This is a genomic window from Pseudomonas sp. GW-45 (genome assembly GCF_056896675.1).
This window is the reverse complement of sequence record NZ_CM167674.1, coordinates 2,867,839-2,886,883: the sequence shown is the minus strand read 5'-3', so window position 1 is coordinate 2,886,883 and position 19,045 is coordinate 2,867,839. Positions and strand designations below refer to the sequence as shown.

The window sequence follows — 19,045 nt, the reverse complement described above, 5'->3', positions numbered from 1 at the left end:
TACCTTTTTTGGGTAGTGGTCTTTGCGATTATGGATTCACGTCTGGAGTGCGGAAAGCATCAACCAGTCAGACGTGGATCACTCTGTCTTGATTGCTGCCGGAGAGAAAATGGCAGGGGCGGCTGGATTCGAACCAACGCATGGCAGGATCAAAACCTGCTGCCTTACCGCTTGGCTACGCCCCTGTAACTGTCAACTGTCCGGATGCACGGCTGCATCCTAGTGCTTACTTGTTGATCAATTGATGTAACGGTGAAACGTTACAACCCTTGGCAACAAAGCTTCGCAGTGTGGCTGGCAACCGGGCGCGAACTTTATCAGCTTCGCGTTCATTTGGGAAGGCCCCAAATAAGCAACTGCCAGTTCCGGTCATCTTAGCTTCACAATAATTGTTTAGCAAGATCAACGCGTTACAAATTTCTGGGTAACGTGCTGCAACAATGGGCAAGCAGTCATTCCGACCGCCTTGCTCACGGAAGGCCGCTAATGTAATTGGCAAGGTGTCGCGCGTCAACCTTTGATCTGAAAAAATCTCTGCAGTGCTGACTGAGCAGGGCGGAATTACCACCAGATACCATGGCTCTTCCAGTTCCACCGGCGTCAGCAGCTCGCCAACGCCTTCGGCCCAGGCGGCCTTGCCATGCACAAATACCGGTACGTCTGCGCCTAGAGTGATGCCGATATCTGCGAGTTGCTCATCATTGAGGCCGCTCCGCCATAGTTGATTGAGTCCGACCAGCGTGGTGGCAGCGTCGGAACTACCACCACCAATGCCGCCGCCCATGGGCAGTTTTTTGTCCAATGTAATGTCGGCGCCCAATGGGGTCTTTGCTGCGGCCTGCAGTTGCTTGGCGGCCTTGACTATCAAGTTGTCTTCGGGAGCGACGCCGGGTAATTCAGTGTGCAGATGAATTTGCCCGTCCTGGCGCAAGGTAAAGTGCAGCGTGTCGCCGTAATCGATGAACTGAAATAGCGTTTGTAGTGTGTGATAACCGTCGGCACGGCGCCCGGTGATATGTAGAAACAGGTTCAGTTTGGCCGGCGCGGGCAGGCTAAGCGTGGCGTTATTCATTCGGGGATGCGCGGTTTCCACTCGGTGACGACTAACGTCAATAGCAAATCGTGACCGGAGATTTGCAGGCGTTGCGGTAGCTCTACCTCGCCGACTTGCTGGTAACGGCTGTACTCGACGGTCCAACCGCTTTGGCTCAAGCGGGCCAAGCGACTATGGGTGTCCAGTTGCAGGCGGCTGGCTGCATCGGGCGCAGGCAGGCCTCGCACCCACCAGAGTAGGTGCTCGACCGGTAGGCGCCAGCCGATTTGTTGTTCTAGCAAGGCTTCGGCGGACTCGGCGCTGACCGGTTCACGGCCAGCGACTTCCAGCGTGGTTTGCTTGCTATCACCCTGTATGCGCGTGGCGCCTCGGCCAAGTGGGCCGGACAGGCGGATGTCGTAGTAATCGTTGCGTTGCAACCAGAACAAGGTGCCGCTGCCAGACTCGCTCGGTGCGCGCACGCCCAGTTTGCCTTGCAGTTCCCAGCTGCTGATAGGTTCTATCTGCTGACGATGGGCTTTCCAGGCTTGTGCATCGCCGCCGAGCTCCAGTGTTTCGCGCTGATGCAGGCTGCTACAGGCAGCCAGGCTCATGGCCAATAGAATAACGGACAGATTACGCAGCAGAGACATGGTTTATTCGGCTTCCAGGCGTTCGCGGGTGGCGGGAATGAGTTGGCTGTCAGGGGCTTGCTCGAGTCCTTTCTTCCAGACCTTGCGGGCTTCCCTTTTGTTCCCTTGACGCCAGAGCACTTCACCCAGGTGGGCGGCGACTTCTTGATCAGGAAAGTTGTTGAAAGCATCACGCAATAATTGTTCGGCGCGGTCGAGATTGCCCAGGCGGTAATGAACCCAGCCTAGGCTGTCGCGCACAGCAGGATCATTGGGCTCCAGCTCAGCGGCGTGTTGCAATAGGCTGAGCGCCTCGTCGAGTCTTTCGTTGCGGTCGGCGAGCGTGTAACCCAGGGCGTTTAGCGCCATGGCGTTGTCTGGTTCGCGCTCAAGGATGGCGCCCAGATCCTCCTCCAGGCCCGCGGGGTTGCCCAGCTGCTCGTGCAACATGGCGCGGGTGTAAAGCAGGCCGCTCTCCAATGGATAGGCATTTAGAGCGGCGTTGGTGCGCTGCATGGCGAGTTCGGGCTGCGCTGCCAAGGCTTCAATTTCGATCTGATAAAAAGTCAGTGCGTGCTGCGGGTATTCTTCACGGTCCTGTTTTAGCATTTCGCTAAGAGTATCCAGGCGTCCTTGCTCGACCAAAAGCTGACTGATTTGCAGACGTGAGGTCAGAAGCTCATTGCCGCTGTCAATGCTCTGCCAGGTTTGCATGGCGGCATCCGGTTGACTGTCGGCGAGCTGAGCATTACCCAAATGATAGCGTGCGGTATTGTTCTCGGGATTGAGCAGCAGCGCTTGTTGCAGCTGCTCAACGGCCGCTGCGGTGTCGCCCAACTCCGTATAAATTAGCCCTAAAGAGAGGCGCAGGTCGGGGTCTTCCGGGTTGTCCTGTACCAGCTTGGCGTATTGGGTGCTGGCGGCTCTGTAGTCGCCGGAGGTTACTAGCATGCGCGCGAGCAGCAAGCGCAGGCGAGTGTCTGCAGGAAAGGACTCCAGGCCGCGGTAAAGAATCTGTTCTGCGCGCTTTGGGTCCTCCGTTGCGGTTAAGCGGCTGTGCAGCAGAATGGCAGACGGTGCATCGTTGGTCCCCGGGTGCTTCTCCAACAGTTGCAGCGCTTCATTCGCGCGTCCCGCTTGTTGTAGTAACAGTGCCTTGGCGAACACCAATTGGGTGTTGTCGGGATGGCGTTGCAGCATTTGCGTGAGGCTTTCAAGTAGGGCGTCGCGGGTTGGCTCGTCGCTTTCCGCCGCAGCCAGCGCAAGAAAGTCGAAGTGCGTCTCGCCGTGCAGGTCCAGGGCGCGCTGCATCATATCCATAGCTCGCTCATGCTGGCCGGTGCGGGCCAGATGGATGGCCGCAGAGCGCAGAGCTTCCGGGTTTTTACTGTCCAGCTCTACCCACAGCTGAGCCATATCCAGAGCAGAGTCTTCGGCACCGAGAAACTCAGCGACGCGCATGGCGCGCTCGGTGACGCCGGGATCGCGAGTTTCGCGAGCCTGGTGCAGATAGTTATCGAGCGCAATATCGAAACGGTTGCGTTGGCCGGCTATCTCTGCGGTCAGCAGGTCAAACAGGGTGTCCTGGCGAAACTGACCGTATTCGATCGGCTCGGCGGGTTCCTCGATCACGATGGTTGGGGGGGGTGGAGTAGGTGTGGATGTAGATAGCACGGTGCAGCCACCGAGCAATAGCCCGCCCACAATCAACAACACTGGCGACCGGGTAAACAAAGCCTTCATAGACACTCTCATACGCTACGGTGGGGGAGCTGCACCGCTAAGGGCTGGTTGCTGCGACCCTCTTTGGCTGGCGGCCAAGCTGATTTCATCATGCCACAGGATCTGACGCAAACCCACACCCCGCAAGGCGCGTGGGTTAAAAGTACTGAGGGCGCGGCGAATTGCCACCCCCTCTGTTGGGGCCGGAAGCCAAGCGGCAATTGATTGGCGTGGGGTATCATAGGACAATTAGTCGTTTTAGCAGTCGTTTCGTTCCGGCATCATGAGGCACCATGGGCTTTATTGCATTGGGCATCAATCACAAGACCGCAGGCGTGGAGGTGCGCGAGCGCCTGGCATTTGCACCAGAGCAGCTGCCGGATGCACTGCAACGTCTACGCGAGGAAACCGCGACTCAGGAAGTGGCGATCCTCTCTACCTGTAATCGCACCGAGCTGTATTGTGCGCAGGATCAGCTGGACGCCGAAAGCCTGGTTGCCTGGGTGGCGGCCTTTCACGGCATGACTGCCGATGAGGTGCGCCGTTGTAGTTATCTGCATCAGGATGCTGGTGCGGTCAATCACATGATGCGGGTGGCGGCGGGACTGGACTCCATGGTGCTGGGCGAGCCGCAGATTCTCGGGCAAATGAAAGATGCCTGGCAGGCGGCGCGCACGGCGGGCACTCTCGGGCCTTATCTCGACCGCTTGTTTCAAAGCACATTCAATATGGCCAAGCAGGTGCGCACGGATACGCGCATTGGCGAGAACCCGGTGTCTGTGGCGTTTGCGGCGGTTAGTTTGGCCAAACAAATCTTCTCTGACTTACGCCGCAGCACCGCGTTGTTGATCGGCGCTGGTGAAACCATAGGCTTGGTGGCTCGCCATTTACACGATCAGGGGGTCGGCAAAATCATCGTTGCTAACCGCACGCTCGAGCGTGCTGAGATGTTGGCCGAGCCGCTGGGCGGACAGTCGATCTTACTGAGCCAGATTTCGGATGTACTTGGGGAATGTGACGTGGTCATCAGTTCGACCGCTAGCCAGTTGCCGATCCTTGGCAAAGGCGCGGTGGAGCGCGCGCTCAAGCAGCGTAAGCACAAGCCCATGTTCATGGTCGATATAGCGGTACCCCGCGATATCGAACCGGAAGTCGGCGATCTGGCTGACGTGTATCTATACAGCGTTGACGACCTGCATCAGGTGATCGAAGAAAATATGCGCTCGCGTCAGGGTGCAGCGAATGCTGCCGAACGCCTGATTGAGGTCGGTACTGACGATTTCATGCAGCGGCTGCGTGCCTTGGCTGCCGTGGACGTGTTGCGCGACTATCGAACCAAAGCCGAAATGCTGCGCGATCAAGAGTTGCTCAAAGCGCAACAGAAATTAGAGCGCGGCATGGACCCATCGCAGGTACTGGCCGAGATGGCCCGTGGCCTAACCAACAAATTGCTGCACGATCCCAGCGTACAGCTGAAACAGATGAGTGCGCAGGGGCGTGTCGAGGCGCTGGCGTTGGCGCAGGAACTGTTTGCGCTGGGTAGTCCGGCCGCAGGCGCTACTGCAGTGCAGGCTGACACTCCTTTACGTGATGCCGCGCCGGTACGCAGTACACCAGGCGCGGTGCACACTCTCTTACAAGGCAAACAATGAAAGCATCTCTGCTGAACCGACTGGACACCCTGAGTGAACGCTTCGAGGAGCTTTCGGCGTTGCTCAGTGATGCCGAGGTAATCAGCGATCAGAATCGGTTCCGCGCCTACTCCAAAGAATATGCTGAGCTCGAGGCCACGGTAACCTGTTACGGATCCTGGTGCGACGTACAGAGCGATCTGCAAGAAGCGCGTAGCTTACTTAAAGACAGCGACCCTGATCTGCGTGACATGGCCGAAGAAGAGGTGGGCGTCAATGAGGCTCAGTTGTCTGAGCTGGAAAAAGAGCTTAACCACCTGTTGCTGCCTAAAGATCCGAACGACGAGCGTAACGTTTTCCTTGAGGTACGCGCCGGCACTGGCGGCGATGAGGCGGCGATTTTTGCTGGGGATCTGTTTCGCATGTACAGCCGTTTTGCCGAGCGTCAGGGCTGGCGGATTGAGATCCTCTCAGAAAACCATGGCGAGCATGGTGGCTACAAAGAGGTAATCGCTAGGGTTGAAGGTCAGAGCGTCTACGCCAAATTAAAATTTGAATCCGGCGCGCATCGTGTTCAGCGTGTACCGGAAACCGAATCCCAGGGTCGGGTGCATACCTCGGCTTGCACGGTAGCCGTTCTACCGGAGATGGATGCCCAGGCAGCGATTGAGATCAATACCAATGATCTGCGGGTGGATACGTACCGCGCTTCAGGCGCAGGCGGTCAGCACATTAACAAGACGGATTCGGCGGTTCGCCTGACCCACCTGCCTACAGGCATGGTTGTCGAATGTCAGGATGAGCGTTCGCAACACAAGAACCGCGCCCGCGCCATGAGCCTGTTGCAGGCCAAGCTGGTGAACCAGCAGCGCGAAGCGCAAGACAAGGAAATCTCCGATACGCGGCGATCACTGGTTGGCTCCGGTGACCGTTCCGAACGCATTCGTACTTACAACTTTCCTCAGGGTCGAGTCACCGATCACCGCATTAACTTGACTATGTACAGTCTCGATGAAGTGATTCAGGGCGCTCTGGATGGTGTGATTGAGCCGCTGCGGCGTGAGTATCAGGCCGACCAGTTGGCAGCCTTGGAAGACGCATGACTCTGACGGTTGCAGCGTTGCTGGCGCAGGCCGAGCTGGCTGATTCAGATAGCCCTAGGTTGGATGCAGAACTGTTGTTGTGTCATGTGCTAGGCAAGGGGCGTAGTTATTTGCGCAGTTGGCCTGAAGCGCTGCCGAGTGTAGAACAGGTCGCCACTTTTCAAGCGCTGATAGCGCGCCGCCGTGCCGGTGAGCCAGTAGCGTATTTGCTGGGTGAGCGCGGCTTCTGGAGCCTTGATCTACACGTTAGTTCTGCCACCTTGATACCACGCCCCGATACCGAGCGTTTGGTGGAGCTGGGCCTGGAACTGGGTCCGATGGGGGCAGCTAATGTTCTCGATCTGGGTACCGGCAGCGGCGCGATCGCGCTGGCCTTGGCTGCGGAGCGCCCTGACTGGCAGCTGACCGGCAGTGACCGTGTGTCTGAAGCCGTTTTGCTGGCGCAAGCTAACGCCGAGCGACTGCAGCTGGTTAACGCCGTTTTTTTGCTGAGCCACTGGTTTGCTGAGCTACAGGGTCGACGCTTTGATTTAATCCTTTCCAACCCGCCTTATATTGCCGCCGACGATCCGCATTTGCTGCAAGGCGATGTGCGTTTTGAGCCGCGCAGTGCGCTGGTCAGTGGCGCTGACGGTTTGGATGATATTCGGCTACTGGTTGAGGAAGCACCGGATCACCTTCAGCCCGGTGGCTGGTTATTGCTAGAACATGGTTGGCAGCAGGCAGAAGCAGTAATGACGCTTCTGAGGGCGCGCGGCTTTATGGTCGTTAATAATTGGACTGATTTGGCAGGTAACCCGCGGGTCAGTGGAGGATGCTGGCGTGGATGACAACGCACTGCTGCGCTACAGCCGTCAGATTCTGCTGCCGCAGATCGATATAGACGGCCAGCAGAAACTGCTCGACAGCCGTGTGCTGATTGTAGGCCTTGGTGGCCTGGGTGCACCGGTGGCGTTGTATCTGGCGGCTGCTGGCGTTGGCACTTTGGTGCTGGCGGATCACGACGAGGTCGATCTGACAAACTTGCAGCGCCAGATTATTCACCACACTGGCAGCGTTGGGCAGCTCAAGGTTGATTCCGCCGCAGAGCGATTGCAAGCGCTAAACCCCGAGGTGAAATCTTTGCAGCTGCCAGAAGCCTTGGCTGGTGAAGCATTGCGCGTTGCCGTCGCTAACGTCGATCTTGTGCTGGATTGTTCCGACAACTTTACTACTCGCCAAGCGGTTAACGCCGCGTGTGTCGCGCTAAGCAAACCGCTGGTGTCGGGTGCAGCGATTCGGCTAGAGGGGCAGCTCAGTGTGTTTGATCCGCGTGACCCAACCAGCCCATGCTATCAATGCCTTTATGGCGAAGGTGAAGACTCCGCGTTGAGCTGCAGCGAAGCTGGCGTGCTGGGCCCGCTGGTGGGATTGGTAGGTAGCCTGCAGGCGTTGGAAGCACTCAAGCTGTTGGTCGGTTTCGGCACGCCACTGGTGGGACGGTTGCTGTTGGTCGATGCCCTGGATAGCCGCTTTCGTGAAATGCGCGTTCGCCGGGATCCTGCTTGTAGTTGCTGCGCTGCGAGGCCAGTAGCATGAATGCCCCAATTGGCGTATTCGACTCTGGCGTAGGCGGGCTGTCAGTGCTGCGCGAAATTCAGCAGCAGCTGCCAGCTGAGTCATTACTTTATGTCGCTGACAGTGCCTATGTGCCCTACGGCGAAAAGCCTCCGGAGCAGATTCGGGAACGCAGTCGGCTAATCGCCAAATTTCTAATTGAGCGGGGCGCCAAAGCGCTGGTGCTGGCCTGTAATACCGCCACGGCAGCGGCGATCAATGACTTGCGCGGCGAATTCGATATGCCAATTATCGGTATGGAGCCGGCGGTCAAGCCTGCTGCTTTGGCTACCCGTAATGGCGTGGTGGGTGTGCTGGCCACGACCGGCACCTTGCAAAGCGCCAAATTCGCTGCGCTGCTTGACCGTTTTGCGCGCTCAGTACAAGTGATTACCCAGCCATGCCCTGGCTTGGTGGAGTGTGTTGAGCGCGGAGAATTGACGGGTCCTGAGGTAGAAGCCTTGCTGCAGCGTTATACCGCGCCGTTATTGGCCGCTGGTTGTGACACCGTAATTCTCGGCTGTACTCATTACCCCTTTCTGCGTCCTATCTTGCAGCGCTTTTTACCTGCCCATGTACAGGTAGTGGATACCGGCGCTGCGGTCGCCCGGCAATTGCAGGTAAAACTGGCCGAGAGTCGCTTGGTTAGCCAGCAAGCTGCAGCCGAAACTCGGTTCTGGTGCAGTGGCGATCCGCACAGGATGTCCTCGATATTGCCGACGTTGTTGGGTTCTTCAAGCCCAGTCGAGTTGTTGCCCGTTTGAGAACTTTTTGCCGAAATAAAGTCTATTTAGTGTGTTTTAACGAAAAACTAAGGATAGAAGTATGAGAAAAAGCGGCTTGATGTTGGGTAGTATGTTGTCAGTCATGGCGTTCAGCTCTTCTGCTTGGGCAATGGATGGGTTGACCTTCGAGGTTGGCGAAACGAATGAATCCACAGACGCTTACCGAATCGCAGCGCAGTTCGATTTTGCCAGCCCCTTATGGCGCAGCGATGGCGGTGCGGTGGCTCTGGGCGGCTATTGGGACGCGGGCTTTACCCATTGGGGTGGGCTGGATACCGACAGCATCTCCCTGACACCCATGTTTCGTCTGGATTTCTATCCGGATAACGGCGGTATGACTCCGTTCCTGGAAGCGGGGATTGGCGCAGCGGTGTTCAGCGAGACTGACCTGAATGATCGCCGCGACATAGGTTCGCATTTTCAGTTTGAAGATCGCATCGGCGCTGGCTTGCGCTTTGCTTCTGGCTCGGAGCTGGGGTTGCGTTATTACCACTACTCCAACGCAGGCATCAAACAGCCTAATCAAGGCATCAACAAGACGGCGCTCTACTATCGTCTCGGCTTTTGATTGGGACCTGGCGGCGCAGGCTTAATTGAAGTCTAGCGCCGTCGGGACATTTCCAGAAGACGGAATTGCTCGCGATAGAGGTGAGCAAAACCGTGCAACAAGGGCAGTGTTATTGCCCAGATCGGCGCCAAAATAAACCATGTATACAGCTGACCCAGCGGCAGCCCCACGCCGGCCAGAGCGCTTCCGGCGAAATAAGATAATGGTCCACTGATCGCACCGAGAATGCCCGCCAGCCAGATCGGCTTGGCGCTCCAGGCCAGACAATGGTTCAGTGTAGTGGCGAGCAAAGCCCAGAGCAGAACTAGCCAAACGGGCGCTAGCGTTTCGGTACTAGCGAAATCAAAAACCCCTAGCTGTAGCAGGAACGAGTCAAGCGCTGCGCCTATCAACGTCACGCTGACCACCAGTTTGCCCTCTGCTGCCCAGCAACTCACCCAGCTGAAATGAATCACCAGTGCGGTCAGCGGCACCAGCAGCCACCATCCGGTACCACCCAGCACGCAAGCGAACCAGCTAGCTTGAAACAGCAGTGCGTTGGCAATCAGCCGGATTGGCATAGTTAGTCCCCTAGGGCGTAAAGATCCAGTTTAGGTCTAGCGTCTGGTTTGCTCAGCAATACCTGCGCGGTGCCTATCGAGCGCTCGATAAAGCCGCCCTCGCAATAACAGAGGTAAAATTCCCAGAGCCTAAAAAAGGCGTCATCATACCCGAGATGTTGCAGCTCGCCACGGGCTGCGGTGAGGTTGTGGTGCCAGTGACGTAGGGTGCGAGCGTAGTGGCTGCCAATGTCTTCCAAGTGCAGCATCGCCAAATCAGTGTGGTTGCAGGTTAGCTCGGCAATCAGGCTAACCGAGGGTAGCGAGCCACCCGGAAAGATATAGCGTTGAATAAAGTCAACGCCGCGCCGCGCCTGATCGTAGCGCTGATCACGTATGGTAATTGCCTGCAGCAGCATTAAACCGTGCGGCTTGAGACGAGCCGCACAGGTCTCAAAATAGTTGCGAAAGTATTCGTGGCCGACGGCTTCGATCATCTCAATGGAGACCAGTTTGTCGTATTCGCCTTCCAGCTCACGGTAGTCCTTGAGCAGCAGAGTAATGCGATCTTGTAAGCCCAGCTCTTCGATGCGCTGGGCGGTAAAGGCGTACTGCTCATCCGATAAGGTAGTAGTGGTGACACGGCAGCCGTAATGGGTTGCTGCATAGATAGCCATGCTGCCCCAGCCGGTACCGATCTCCAGCAGGTGATCGTCGGCGCTAAGTTCCAGTTTGGTGCAGATGCGCTTGAGTTTGTTCCATTGCGCCTGCTCCAGGTTGTCTTCGCTGGGCGGAAAAATCGCGGCTGAGTACATCATACTGGGGTCGAGGAAGTTCTCGAACAGCGCATTGCCCAGATCATAGTGTGCTTGAATATTGCGCCGGGAGCCGTCTTTGGTATTGCGGTTGAGCCAATGTAGCCACTTTAGTGCGGGTGCGCCGAGGCGCGCTAAGCCGGTTTCCATTGCATCCAGCACGTCCAGATTGCGCACGAAGAGGCGGGTCACCGAGGTCAGGTCCGGGGTCGACCAGTAGCCATGGATATAGGCTTCGCCGGAACCTACGCTGCCATTGCTGGCAATCATGGAATAGGCAGCGGCGTCTTGCACATGAATCTCTGCGTGCAAGCCGTCACTGTCGGCCTGACCAAAATGCAGAACTTCGCCATTTTCGTGCACGCTGATGGTGCCGCGATTGATCGCGCCGAGCTGGCGCAGCACCGCCCGCCGGCTAAGGCGCGTCAGCCAGCTGTCATAGCCTGAACGGTTGCTGGCTGGGCGCAGTGCTGCGGGGTGGTTGCGTGGGTTCGGCAAGGTCTGGTCATCAGACGCGACGACCTCATCAGGACTGGTGTTTTTCATCAGGCTGTTCCTTGACGGTATTGGCGGAGGAGGTTTGGTAGGACTTGTCGGCACTGCGATGGTCGAACAGCGGCGTGCGTTTGATCAGTAGCCTTACGGCTTCCCAGTAGATCGCTGCTGTGGTTTTCAGCACCATGAAGGGGAATGACAGCGCCTCTTTGCGCAACAGGGCGCCGCTTAGTTCACGGCGCTTTAGCGTCAACGTGGCATCGAATAAGCGTTGTTTGCCTTGCCAGTCTTCCATGTGCACCCGCAGTTGCTCGGCGGGCAAGCTGAAGCGCATGCGGTAGTCTAAATCTTGAGGTAAGAAAGGCGAGACGTGGAATGCCTTACGGGTTTCTACCTGCTGCTCTGTGCTGTTTGGATCTGCTTTGATCAGATAGCAGAAACGCTCTTTCCAAGGGGTATTCGTAACTTCGGCGATGATCGCCACTAGTTTTTCTTGTTGGTCATAGCAATACAGAAAAGACACTGGATTGAATATCAAACCAAAACTGCGCACTTGGGTTAGCAAGCGCACGGGCCCATCGGGGCGCACGCCCAGCTGTTCCGTTATCAAGCGCTGCGCGCAGTCTTTCAGCGGCTCCTTCGCGGCACGCTCATTGCGCAGATAATCTTCCTCGCGAAAGTTCATCGGCGAGTACCAGCGCCCTGACCATAGATGGCTGAGCTTGAATACGGCCGATTGCTCATCAAGGTCTAGCAGCAACAGGCTGGTGCGGTAGCTGAATGCGTGCCGTCGCGGCGCATGCCGACGATGACGTACAACGCCACTGTAGAGTGCGCTGTTTAACGCCACTAGAGCGTTTCCCCAAAGGCTTCGGCCACCCGCAGCGCGCTGACTACGCCGTCTTCGTGAAAGCCGTTGGCCCAGTAGGCACCACAGTAGAACGTGTGCTGTTTACCCAAAAGCTCGCGCCAGCGGGCCTGCGCATTCGCGGCTGCGAGGCTGAACTGAGGGTGCGCGTAACGAAAGCGTCGCAGGATTTTATTTGGATCAATCTGTGCTGTCTGATTGAGGCTGACGCAGAAGGTTTCTGGCGCTTCAATGCCCTGCAGTATGTTCATGTTGTAGGTCAGCGCCGCCGCGTGCTCTTTGGTCTTATCTAAGCGGTAATTCCAGCTTGCCCAGGCGCGCTTGCGGCGTGGTAGAACGCGTGTATCGGTATGCAGCACTACATCGTTTTCGGCATAACCTATGGCGCCCAAAATCTCCTGTTCGGTTACGCTGGGGTCGGCTAGTAGCGCCAGCGCCTGATCGCTGTGGCAGGCGAACACGACTTGGTCGAAACGTTCTTCTCCGGATGCAGTGAATACCGAGACGTCCTTTTCATGGCGCTCCACTCGCAGTATCGGAGTGGAGAGGCGAATTTGTTCCTTGAAGGGTTCTATCAAGGGTGCGAGATAACTGCGCGAACCACCGCACACCACTCGCCACTGGGGCCGGTCCTTAATCGCGAGGAGCCCGTGATTGCGAAAGAAACGCACAAAAAACTCCAGCGGAAAGTCGAACATTTGTTCTGTCGGCATAGACCAGATTGCCGCACCCATAGGTACGATGTAGTGCTCGATGAAGCGCTTGCCATAGCGGCGCTCGCGCAAGTATTCGCCCAAGGTTGCATGCTGGTTTAACGTGCCATCGCGTAGGCCTTCCTGTGCTTCGCGGTTGAAGCGCAGAATATCGCGCAACATCAGCAGGAAACCGGGTGAAATCAGGTGGCGGCGGCGAGCAAACAGGGTTCTTAGTGTATTGCCGTTGTACTCCATGTCACTTTTTGGCTCGCTCACAGAGAAACTCATCTCGGTGGGCTGAGAGGCGACTCCGAGCTGTTTAAGCAACTCAATGAAATTAGGATAGGTCCAGTCGTTGAATACAATAAATCCCGTATCCAAGGCGTAAGCGCGCTCGCCGATCGTAACGTCAACTGTGTGAGTATGGCCGCCGATCCATTCTGAGGCTTCAAACACGGTCACTTCATGACGACGTGACAACAGGCGGGCACAAACCAAGCCTGATATACCTGAACCAATTATCGCAACCCGCATTAGTAGCTATCCTCTGAATTGTTAGAGCGTGCCAGACGGCTCGTTAATAAGTAGCGCAGTCCGGCCGGGAGGCTGCCAATCAACCGCAGCAGGGCAATGAACACGCCGGGAAAGCGTATTTCGCGCTTGCCGCGCTGGATGCCTTGCAGAATCGCGCGCGCTGCTTTTTCGCTGCTGACCTGCATCGGCATCGGGAAATCATTGTTTTCAGTCAGTGGCGTTTTTACAAAGCCGGGGCTAACCAAGCTGACCTTGATCCCGTATTGGGCTAAATCCAGTTCCAGTGATTGAAACAGATAACGGACGGCCGCTTTGGATGCGCCGTAGGCTTCAGCACGTGGCAGCGGTACAAAAGTGACGCTACTGCCAACCCCTACCAGGCGTGGCTTTTCGCCTTTGCGCAGTAACGGCAGAGCCGCTTCGATGCAATGTGCTGTGCCCTGTACGTTCACCTGCATGACCCGCGCAAATAGCGCTGAATCAAAGCTCGGCAGGTCCATGTATTCGCAGGTGCCGGCGTTGAGAATCGCTAGGTCCAGCGCTCCCCAGGCCGCGCCAATCTGTTCGCCAGCGGCTTGCACTGCCTCGGCGTCGGTTAGATCAGCCGTGATAACCAATATTTGACCGGGGTAACGTTCAGCCAGCTCCAACAGCGGCTTTGCGCTGCGCGCGGTGAGGGCCAGCTTGTGGCCTTGAGCCGCCAATTGATTGGCCATCTCCAGTCCCATGCCGCTGGAGGCACCGGTCAGCCAGATACGCTTTTGTGTGCTCATGCCAATCTCCTTTTGAGCCAGGCGATCACCTGCCCGAGCAGTGGGATATGTTCGTATAGCAGGGCGCCCGCATCGTAGTAATCGACATGCCGGTAGACCTTGCCATCGCGAAAACTGATTACGCTACAACCGGGTACGCAGATACTCTCGCCGCCGGCCAACCGAGGGTGGCGATAACGCATATTCCAACGTAATAGTGCTTGTTCGTTATCGATGCCGCTGCACTGCAGGAACTCAAATTGCAGTTCGCTGACATTGGCGTATAGGTTCTCGCAGTAGGCGCGCAGTGCCTCTAACCCGTGCACGTCGTGCAACGGATCGGTGAAATGAATTTGCGGGTCATACAGCTCGGCCAAGCGCTCAAGATTGTGCTTATTGAGTGCCGCGAAGCCTTCGGCAAATTGCTCGGCGAACTGGCTACTGTTCAAACGGGTTCTCCCAGATGGCGAAAAGCATTGATTGCCCGCTGACGGCTGCTTTTCAGGTCGACTATCGGTGCGGGGTAGTCGATCGGGTTCAGCAGATCAGCCCTGGGCGGATTATGAATCTGGCGTGGCGATAGCTCAGCCAATGCGGGTAGCCAAGTACGTATGAAGCTGCCGTCCGGATCGCATTTTAGTGACTGGTTGAGCGGGTTGAATACACGGAAATAGGGTGCGGAATCGGTGCCAGTTGAAGCGCTCCATTGCCAGCCACCGTTGTTGGCGGCGAGGTCACCATCAATCAGATGCTGCATAAACCAGCGCTCACCTTCGCGCCAATCAATCAGCAGATTTTTGCTAAGAAACATCGCGCTGATCATGCGCAGGCGGTTGTGCATCCAGCCGGTCTGCAGTAATTGCTGCATGGCTGCGTCCACTATGGGTATACCCGTTTGACCCTGCTTCCAGGCGTTTAGTGCCTGCGAATCATCCCGCCAAGCCACCGCTTCAGTGTTGGGGCGAAACGCTCGGTGTCGCGAAACTCGCGGGTAGCACACCAATATGTGCTTGTAGAACTCGCGCCAGAGTAGCTCGTTGATCCAGCTGATAGCGCCCGGATTGCCGCTGTCGAACTCGCCATTGTTGAGCTGCAGTGCCGCGTGCAAGCTTTGGCGTGGTGACAATACGCCGGCGGCGAGATAGGGCGACAGACGACTGGTGCCGTCTAGGTCAGAGCGGTCGCGATCAATTTCATAGTCTTCCAGCAGTTGCTCGCAAAAATACTGCATGCGTGCTTGCGCAGCGTCTTCGCCCGCAGGCCACAGGCGTTGCTGCGCCTCGCTAGCTGCTGGGTAGCCAGCAAAGTGGGCAGGTAGGGCGCTACTCTGGATTCCCGTGTCCACTTGCGCAGCGGGTGGTGGCAGGCGCGATGGTAGCTGTCGGTGCAAGGCCTCGTAGGCCCTGCGTCTGAACTGGCTGTAGACCTTGAACATGCCACCCGCTTGGGTTTTCAGGCTGCCGGGAATGAACAGCAGCTGGTCGGTGAAGCGCTCACATAGATACCCTTGGCTTTGCCAGGCTGAGGTTACTGCCTCATCTCTCGCCTGTTCATGCAGCCCATATTCATTGTTGAAAAACAGTGCTTCAGCACCGACTTCCTGTGCGCAGTCGAGCAATAATTCGGGGCATTCTGACCAGCTTCCCGCTTCCAGTATTAGCATCGGAATATTGAGTTTTTGCAGCTCGCTACTCAGGGCGTACAGGTTGCGCAGCCAAAAATCCACCTTGATGGGCGCGTCATCATGTTCTTTCCATGTGGAGGGCGTGGCGATGAATACAGCCACCACGGGGCCGCGTTCAGCAGCGTGGAAGAGCGCGCGGTTGTCGCTCACACGCAGGTCTGCGCGCAGCCAGCAAAGTGACAGTGGGGGTTGAGTCATAGCTGTGCACCTTGGCTAACCAGATGTGGGCCGTTGAGTCGTTTATGCAGCTGCTCGAAACTCTGCGCCGGGCTGCTGCTGAGTAATTTAATGCCGCTGCTACTTAGTTCGCTGCTATGCATCTGGATAATCGGGCCAGCGGCAAATAGCTGGCAATCAGTCTGCGTGCTGAGCTTGGGCAATTCACGCTCCAGCTGTATGGATTCCATTCGGTGGCTTCCAACCAGCACTATTCCGGCTAGGGGGCGACGTTCGTGTAGCAGCGTAAGCTCGCTCGCGGGTAGGTTGCCTTCCAGTAGTACCAACGAATAGCCGGCGCTACTCAACAGGAGCGATAAAAGATTCTGGCGCGGCTCAGGGCTATTTATCGAGAGGTTTGCCAAAACCAATTGAGGGCCCTGGTTTTGCTCCTGTTCGCTTGCGAGACGTGAGGCCAAACAACTGTGCAGCCAGGATTGTAAGAACTGTTTTTCCAACTGGTTTCCGTATTGGCTGGTCGAGCGCTGTTCCAGCTCGGCAAGCACCGGCTCAAACAACTGTGCGCAGACTAGCTGTGACGGGTAGAGCGACATCAACTCGCGGTACTGGCTGACCAGTTGGCGAGAGTCAAAACGCGCCAGACTAAATAGAAATCGTTCGATCTGATGCTGCCAAAGTAAGGGCTCCGGCGCACTGGGTTCTGGCTGCTCATGCAGTAGGGTAGCTACTTGGCTGATCGCGACACCGCGCTCTAGCCAGGTGAGTATTTGCTGTATCTGCTGCAGTTGATCTGCCGAGTACAACCGGTGACCTTTCGCGGTGCGATGCGGTTTAACCAGGCCGTATCGCCGTTCCCACGCGCGCAGGGTTACTGGGTTTACGCCTGTCGCACGAGCCGCATCACGAATCGGTAGCATGTTAGGTTCAGTGGTATTCATGGCGGGTTAAATGGCGTTGCGCAGGCTGAGTTCAGCCGGGTGCGGTTGCAGGTACGCCTGCTTGCCCAGATAGGCGTCCGGATGATTCAACAAGTGATGCTTGAGTAGCGTGATGGGTACCACCAAAGGCACGGTGCCTCGGCGGTAATCATCAATCAATTGACCTAGCTCCTGTTTCTCTTCGGGTTTGAGCACCCGTTTGAAATGGCCGGCCAGATGCTGCAACGCGTTGGAATGCCCACTGCGCTTCGCGGGTGTTTTCAGGCATTGCATGAGCAGTGTGAAGTAGCGCTCTGCGGTGCTCTGCAGGTCGGCCTGCCGCAGGTTTGCTAGCAGCGGCCCAAGTTGGCGGTATAGCTCCTGATTATGCGCCATTGCTAAGTACTTGTGACGGGCATGGAACGCCAGCAGACGCGCTGCTGTTACGCCATCGCGAAGCAGCGCCTGCCATTGCGAGTAAACGATCACGCGGGTAACAAAGTTTTCGCACAGCACGGGGTCATGCAGGCGTCCTTCTTCTTCCACAGGTAGTAGCGGGTTACGCTGCATCAGCCGCGCAGCGAAGGCTCCAGAACCAGTGCCTTCAGCGGGGTGGCCGTTGTCGCGGTATACCTTCACTCGCTCCATGCCGCAGCTAGGGGACTTCTGCATAAGAATAAATCCGCATAGTTGCGGGTTGGCCTGGCTAACTTGCTCAGCGTAATGCTGCAGCGGCACGGTCAGATCTTGGCTGGGATCTTTAGTGCCAAGCACCCTAGGGGCTGCTGCCTCTCCTACCAAGCGTATGGGCGCACGCGGCGTGCTCATACCGATGGCGACCTCTGGGCAAAAGGACTTTAGTGCAAACAGGCTGCCTAGATGTTCGGTACATAGGCGCGAGTGCTTGTGGCTGGCATTGAAGCGCACAGCCGCGCCTGTCAGGCATTGACTGATGCCAACGGGAATGGGCTGCTCAATAGCTACCTGCATGTTGCACCTCCGCTTGGATCAACAAAGGTTGTACCTCTGCCGTATTGCCTTGTACGAACGTATCGTCTCTGTATAAGAATAAGTGTACAGAAGATACATAGTTGTACAAGTGGGCTGCAAGAAATACTTCCAAATAGGCTATTTCCAGCCTTGGAGCCAAACCTCGCTGTCGCGCAGCTGGCGCCATTCCAGCGGATAGCAATTGCCTGTCAGCACGGCCTGCAGTTCTATGCTTAGCAGCTCAGTCTCGTCGTCGTTCCAATGGCAGGCGGTAACCATGAAATGCTTTTCGAGTTTTTGTGGCGCACGTGCAGTCCATTTCGAATGCAGCAGCTTGCGTGGGTTGAAACGGGTTGGGTCGGCTGTCATGGCGTGTTGATCAAGGCTTTTGCTGCGCGTTGTCCGCTTAACCAGGCGGCTTCAAGCCGTCCACCTAAACACCAATCGCCACACACGAAGAGCCCCTGCTCGGAAGCTTTCATTGCCCCCAAGTCGCTTGCGACTGTCGGTCGGGCATAAAGCCAACGGTGAGCGTGTTGAAAGACCGGTGTGGGTATTGCCAAACCCAGAACCTTGCTCGCGGCGGCAGTGAGAGCGTTTGCTACCTGTTGCGGGTCATCATCAAGATGCTCGCGAGCCCAGCTTGGTGTTGATTGGAGGACCCAGTTTTCAGTGGCATCTCGCCCCGGTTTACTTGCGTCGCGGGCGATCCAGTCAAGCGGACCACTGCGCACGAATACTGCTTCGGCAGCGGTATCAAGCGCATGCGGCAAGCTAAGCGCTACTGCCCAACCGGGCTCCATATCGCTAGTACGAGCGGGGTCGGCAAGATGACTGGCGCTGCCAAGCAGAGGCACTGCTTGAGCGGGTGGTACGGCCACTATAATGTGATCAAAAGGGCCATGAGAGACACCATCGCTATCGGTCAGTTGCCATTGTTGATCGCGGCGTTGCAGCTGCTCAATACGCGTGCTGCTGTGCAAAGGAAGGCTGCCTAGCAGGCCCCGGCTAAGCGCAGTCATCCGCGGGCTACCGACAAAACGTTGTTGGCGGTCGTCGGAAGGTTGTAAGCCCTGTTCATCGTACCGAAACAAGCGTGGTTGCCAGGCGGCAACCCAGCCAGCGGCAACCCATTCAGCCACGGCAGCGGCAAATGCGGGGTCGCGTGCGGTGAAATACTGAGTACCCATGTCGAAAGTGCCGGCGGTGGTGCGCTTGCTGCTCATGCGTCCGCCACTGCCGCGGCTTTTGTCGAATAAGGTAACTTTTAGACCGGCTTGTTGCAGCAGCGTCGCTGCGCTTAAGCCTGACATACCAGCGCCGATAACAGCGACTTCGCGAGCTTGGCTCATGTGTGTCCTCAAAAGATGTTTAAATCAAAACGATACGTTAAAATTATACATAAATTTTGTTTTGTATAAGATGTTCTCTTTAGTTGCAGGATGTTGTTGTCGTGCAACAGCTTGAATTGTGAACGGGGTAGCTCAGAGCGCATTGATGGCGTCTCGT

At 56.7% G+C, this 19,045-nt stretch carries 19 protein-coding genes, 1 tRNA gene and 1 pseudogene; 6 read left to right on the top strand and 15 right to left on the bottom strand.

Features of this window, described 5'->3' with window-relative positions:
• Positions 1-110: 110 nt before the first annotated feature.
• The 4 genes from AC1XYH_RS13365 to AC1XYH_RS13350 all read right to left on the bottom strand — a co-directional run bounded on the left by AC1XYH_RS13365 (position 111) and on the right by AC1XYH_RS13350 (position 3,408).
• Positions 111-185: transfer RNA gene (locus AC1XYH_RS13365), tRNA-Gln, on the bottom strand.
• A gap of 41 nt (positions 186-226) precedes the next feature.
• A complete protein-coding gene (gene ispE, locus AC1XYH_RS13360) occupies positions 227-1,072 on the bottom strand; it encodes a 4-(cytidine 5'-diphospho)-2-C-methyl-D-erythritol kinase (RefSeq protein WP_483323666.1) in 846 nt (281 codons plus the stop codon).
• Positions 1,069-1,686: a lipoprotein insertase outer membrane protein LolB gene (lolB, locus tag AC1XYH_RS13355; RefSeq protein ID WP_483323665.1), complete on the bottom strand. Its 618-nt coding sequence runs from the start codon at positions 1,684-1,686 to the stop codon at positions 1,069-1,071. The genes ispE and lolB overlap by 4 nt, the downstream gene beginning before the upstream one ends.
• Before the next feature lie 3 nt (positions 1,687-1,689).
• Positions 1,690-3,408, bottom strand: a complete 1,719-nt coding sequence (locus AC1XYH_RS13350) for a tetratricopeptide repeat protein (protein ID WP_483323664.1) — start codon at positions 3,406-3,408, stop codon at positions 1,690-1,692.
• 272 nt (positions 3,409-3,680) lie between these two features.
• Between AC1XYH_RS13350 and hemA the strand changes: the two are divergent.
• From hemA to AC1XYH_RS13320, 6 genes and pseudogenes are all read left to right on the top strand, one after another.
• Positions 3,681-4,934 (top strand): annotated as a pseudogene (gene hemA / locus AC1XYH_RS13345) (glutamyl-tRNA reductase); the annotation flags it as partial.
• A gap of 101 nt (positions 4,935-5,035) precedes the next feature.
• A complete protein-coding gene (gene prfA, locus AC1XYH_RS13340; protein WP_483323663.1) occupies positions 5,036-6,121 on the top strand; it encodes a peptide chain release factor 1 in 1,086 nt (361 codons plus the stop codon).
• On the top strand, positions 6,118-6,951 hold the full coding sequence (prmC, locus tag AC1XYH_RS13335) for a peptide chain release factor N(5)-glutamine methyltransferase (RefSeq protein ID WP_483323662.1): 834 nt from the start codon (positions 6,118-6,120) through the stop codon (positions 6,949-6,951). The genes prfA and prmC overlap by 4 nt, the downstream gene beginning before the upstream one ends.
• Entirely contained in the window at positions 6,944-7,699 is a 756-nt protein-coding gene (locus AC1XYH_RS13330) for a molybdopterin-synthase adenylyltransferase MoeB (protein WP_483323661.1), read from the top strand. The genes prmC and AC1XYH_RS13330 overlap by 8 nt, the downstream gene beginning before the upstream one ends.
• The gene (gene murI / locus AC1XYH_RS13325; RefSeq protein ID WP_483323660.1) at positions 7,696-8,481 is read left to right on the top strand and encodes a glutamate racemase; all 786 of its coding nucleotides are present in this window, start codon (positions 7,696-7,698) and stop codon (positions 8,479-8,481) included. The genes AC1XYH_RS13330 and murI overlap by 4 nt, the downstream gene beginning before the upstream one ends.
• A gap of 61 nt (positions 8,482-8,542) precedes the next feature.
• Entirely contained in the window at positions 8,543-9,070 is a 528-nt protein-coding gene (locus AC1XYH_RS13320; RefSeq protein WP_483323659.1) for an acyloxyacyl hydrolase, read from the top strand.
• A 32-nt stretch (positions 9,071-9,102) separates the two neighbouring features.
• On the opposite strand, the gene AC1XYH_RS13315 is transcribed toward AC1XYH_RS13320, so the two are convergent.
• From AC1XYH_RS13315 to AC1XYH_RS13265, 11 genes are all read right to left on the bottom strand, one after another.
• Positions 9,103-9,630, bottom strand: a complete 528-nt coding sequence (locus AC1XYH_RS13315) for a DUF2878 domain-containing protein (protein ID WP_483323658.1) — start codon at positions 9,628-9,630, stop codon at positions 9,103-9,105.
• Positions 9,631-9,632: 2 nt separating this feature from the next.
• Positions 9,633-10,970, bottom strand: a complete 1,338-nt coding sequence (locus AC1XYH_RS13310) for a class I SAM-dependent methyltransferase (protein ID WP_483323657.1) — start codon at positions 10,968-10,970, stop codon at positions 9,633-9,635.
• A complete protein-coding gene (locus AC1XYH_RS13305; RefSeq protein ID WP_483323656.1) occupies positions 10,951-11,769 on the bottom strand; it encodes a DUF1365 domain-containing protein in 819 nt (272 codons plus the stop codon). Before AC1XYH_RS13305 ends, AC1XYH_RS13310 begins: the two co-directional genes overlap by 20 nt.
• A complete protein-coding gene (locus AC1XYH_RS13300) occupies positions 11,769-13,016 on the bottom strand; it encodes an NAD(P)/FAD-dependent oxidoreductase (RefSeq protein WP_483323655.1) in 1,248 nt (415 codons plus the stop codon). Before AC1XYH_RS13300 ends, AC1XYH_RS13305 begins: the two co-directional genes overlap by 1 nt.
• Positions 13,016-13,789, bottom strand: a complete 774-nt coding sequence (locus tag AC1XYH_RS13295) for an SDR family NAD(P)-dependent oxidoreductase (protein ID WP_483323654.1) — start codon at positions 13,787-13,789, stop codon at positions 13,016-13,018. Before AC1XYH_RS13295 ends, AC1XYH_RS13300 begins: the two co-directional genes overlap by 1 nt.
• Entirely contained in the window at positions 13,786-14,217 is a 432-nt protein-coding gene (locus tag AC1XYH_RS13290; protein ID WP_483323653.1) for a nuclear transport factor 2 family protein, read from the bottom strand. Before AC1XYH_RS13290 ends, AC1XYH_RS13295 begins: the two co-directional genes overlap by 4 nt.
• Positions 14,214-15,635, bottom strand: coding sequence for a deoxyribodipyrimidine photo-lyase (gene phrB / locus AC1XYH_RS13285; RefSeq protein ID WP_483326382.1), 1,422 nt, complete (start codon positions 15,633-15,635; stop codon positions 14,214-14,216). The genes AC1XYH_RS13290 and phrB overlap by 4 nt, the downstream gene beginning before the upstream one ends.
• Before the next feature lie 11 nt (positions 15,636-15,646).
• A complete protein-coding gene (locus AC1XYH_RS13280; protein WP_483323652.1) occupies positions 15,647-16,546 on the bottom strand; it encodes a MerR family transcriptional regulator in 900 nt (299 codons plus the stop codon).
• Positions 16,547-16,573: 27 nt separating this feature from the next.
• Positions 16,574-17,536, bottom strand: coding sequence for a YbgA family protein (locus tag AC1XYH_RS13275; RefSeq protein WP_483323651.1), 963 nt, complete (start codon positions 17,534-17,536; stop codon positions 16,574-16,576).
• Positions 17,537-17,674: 138 nt separating this feature from the next.
• Positions 17,675-17,905 carry a TIGR02450 family Trp-rich protein gene (locus AC1XYH_RS13270; RefSeq protein ID WP_483323650.1) on the bottom strand — a complete coding sequence of 77 codons (231 nt, stop codon included), beginning with the start codon at positions 17,903-17,905 and terminating at the stop codon, positions 17,675-17,677.
• Positions 17,902-18,888, bottom strand: coding sequence for an NAD(P)/FAD-dependent oxidoreductase (locus AC1XYH_RS13265; protein WP_483323649.1), 987 nt, complete (start codon positions 18,886-18,888; stop codon positions 17,902-17,904). The genes AC1XYH_RS13270 and AC1XYH_RS13265 overlap by 4 nt, the downstream gene beginning before the upstream one ends.
• Between the last annotated feature and the right edge of the window lie 157 nt (positions 18,889-19,045).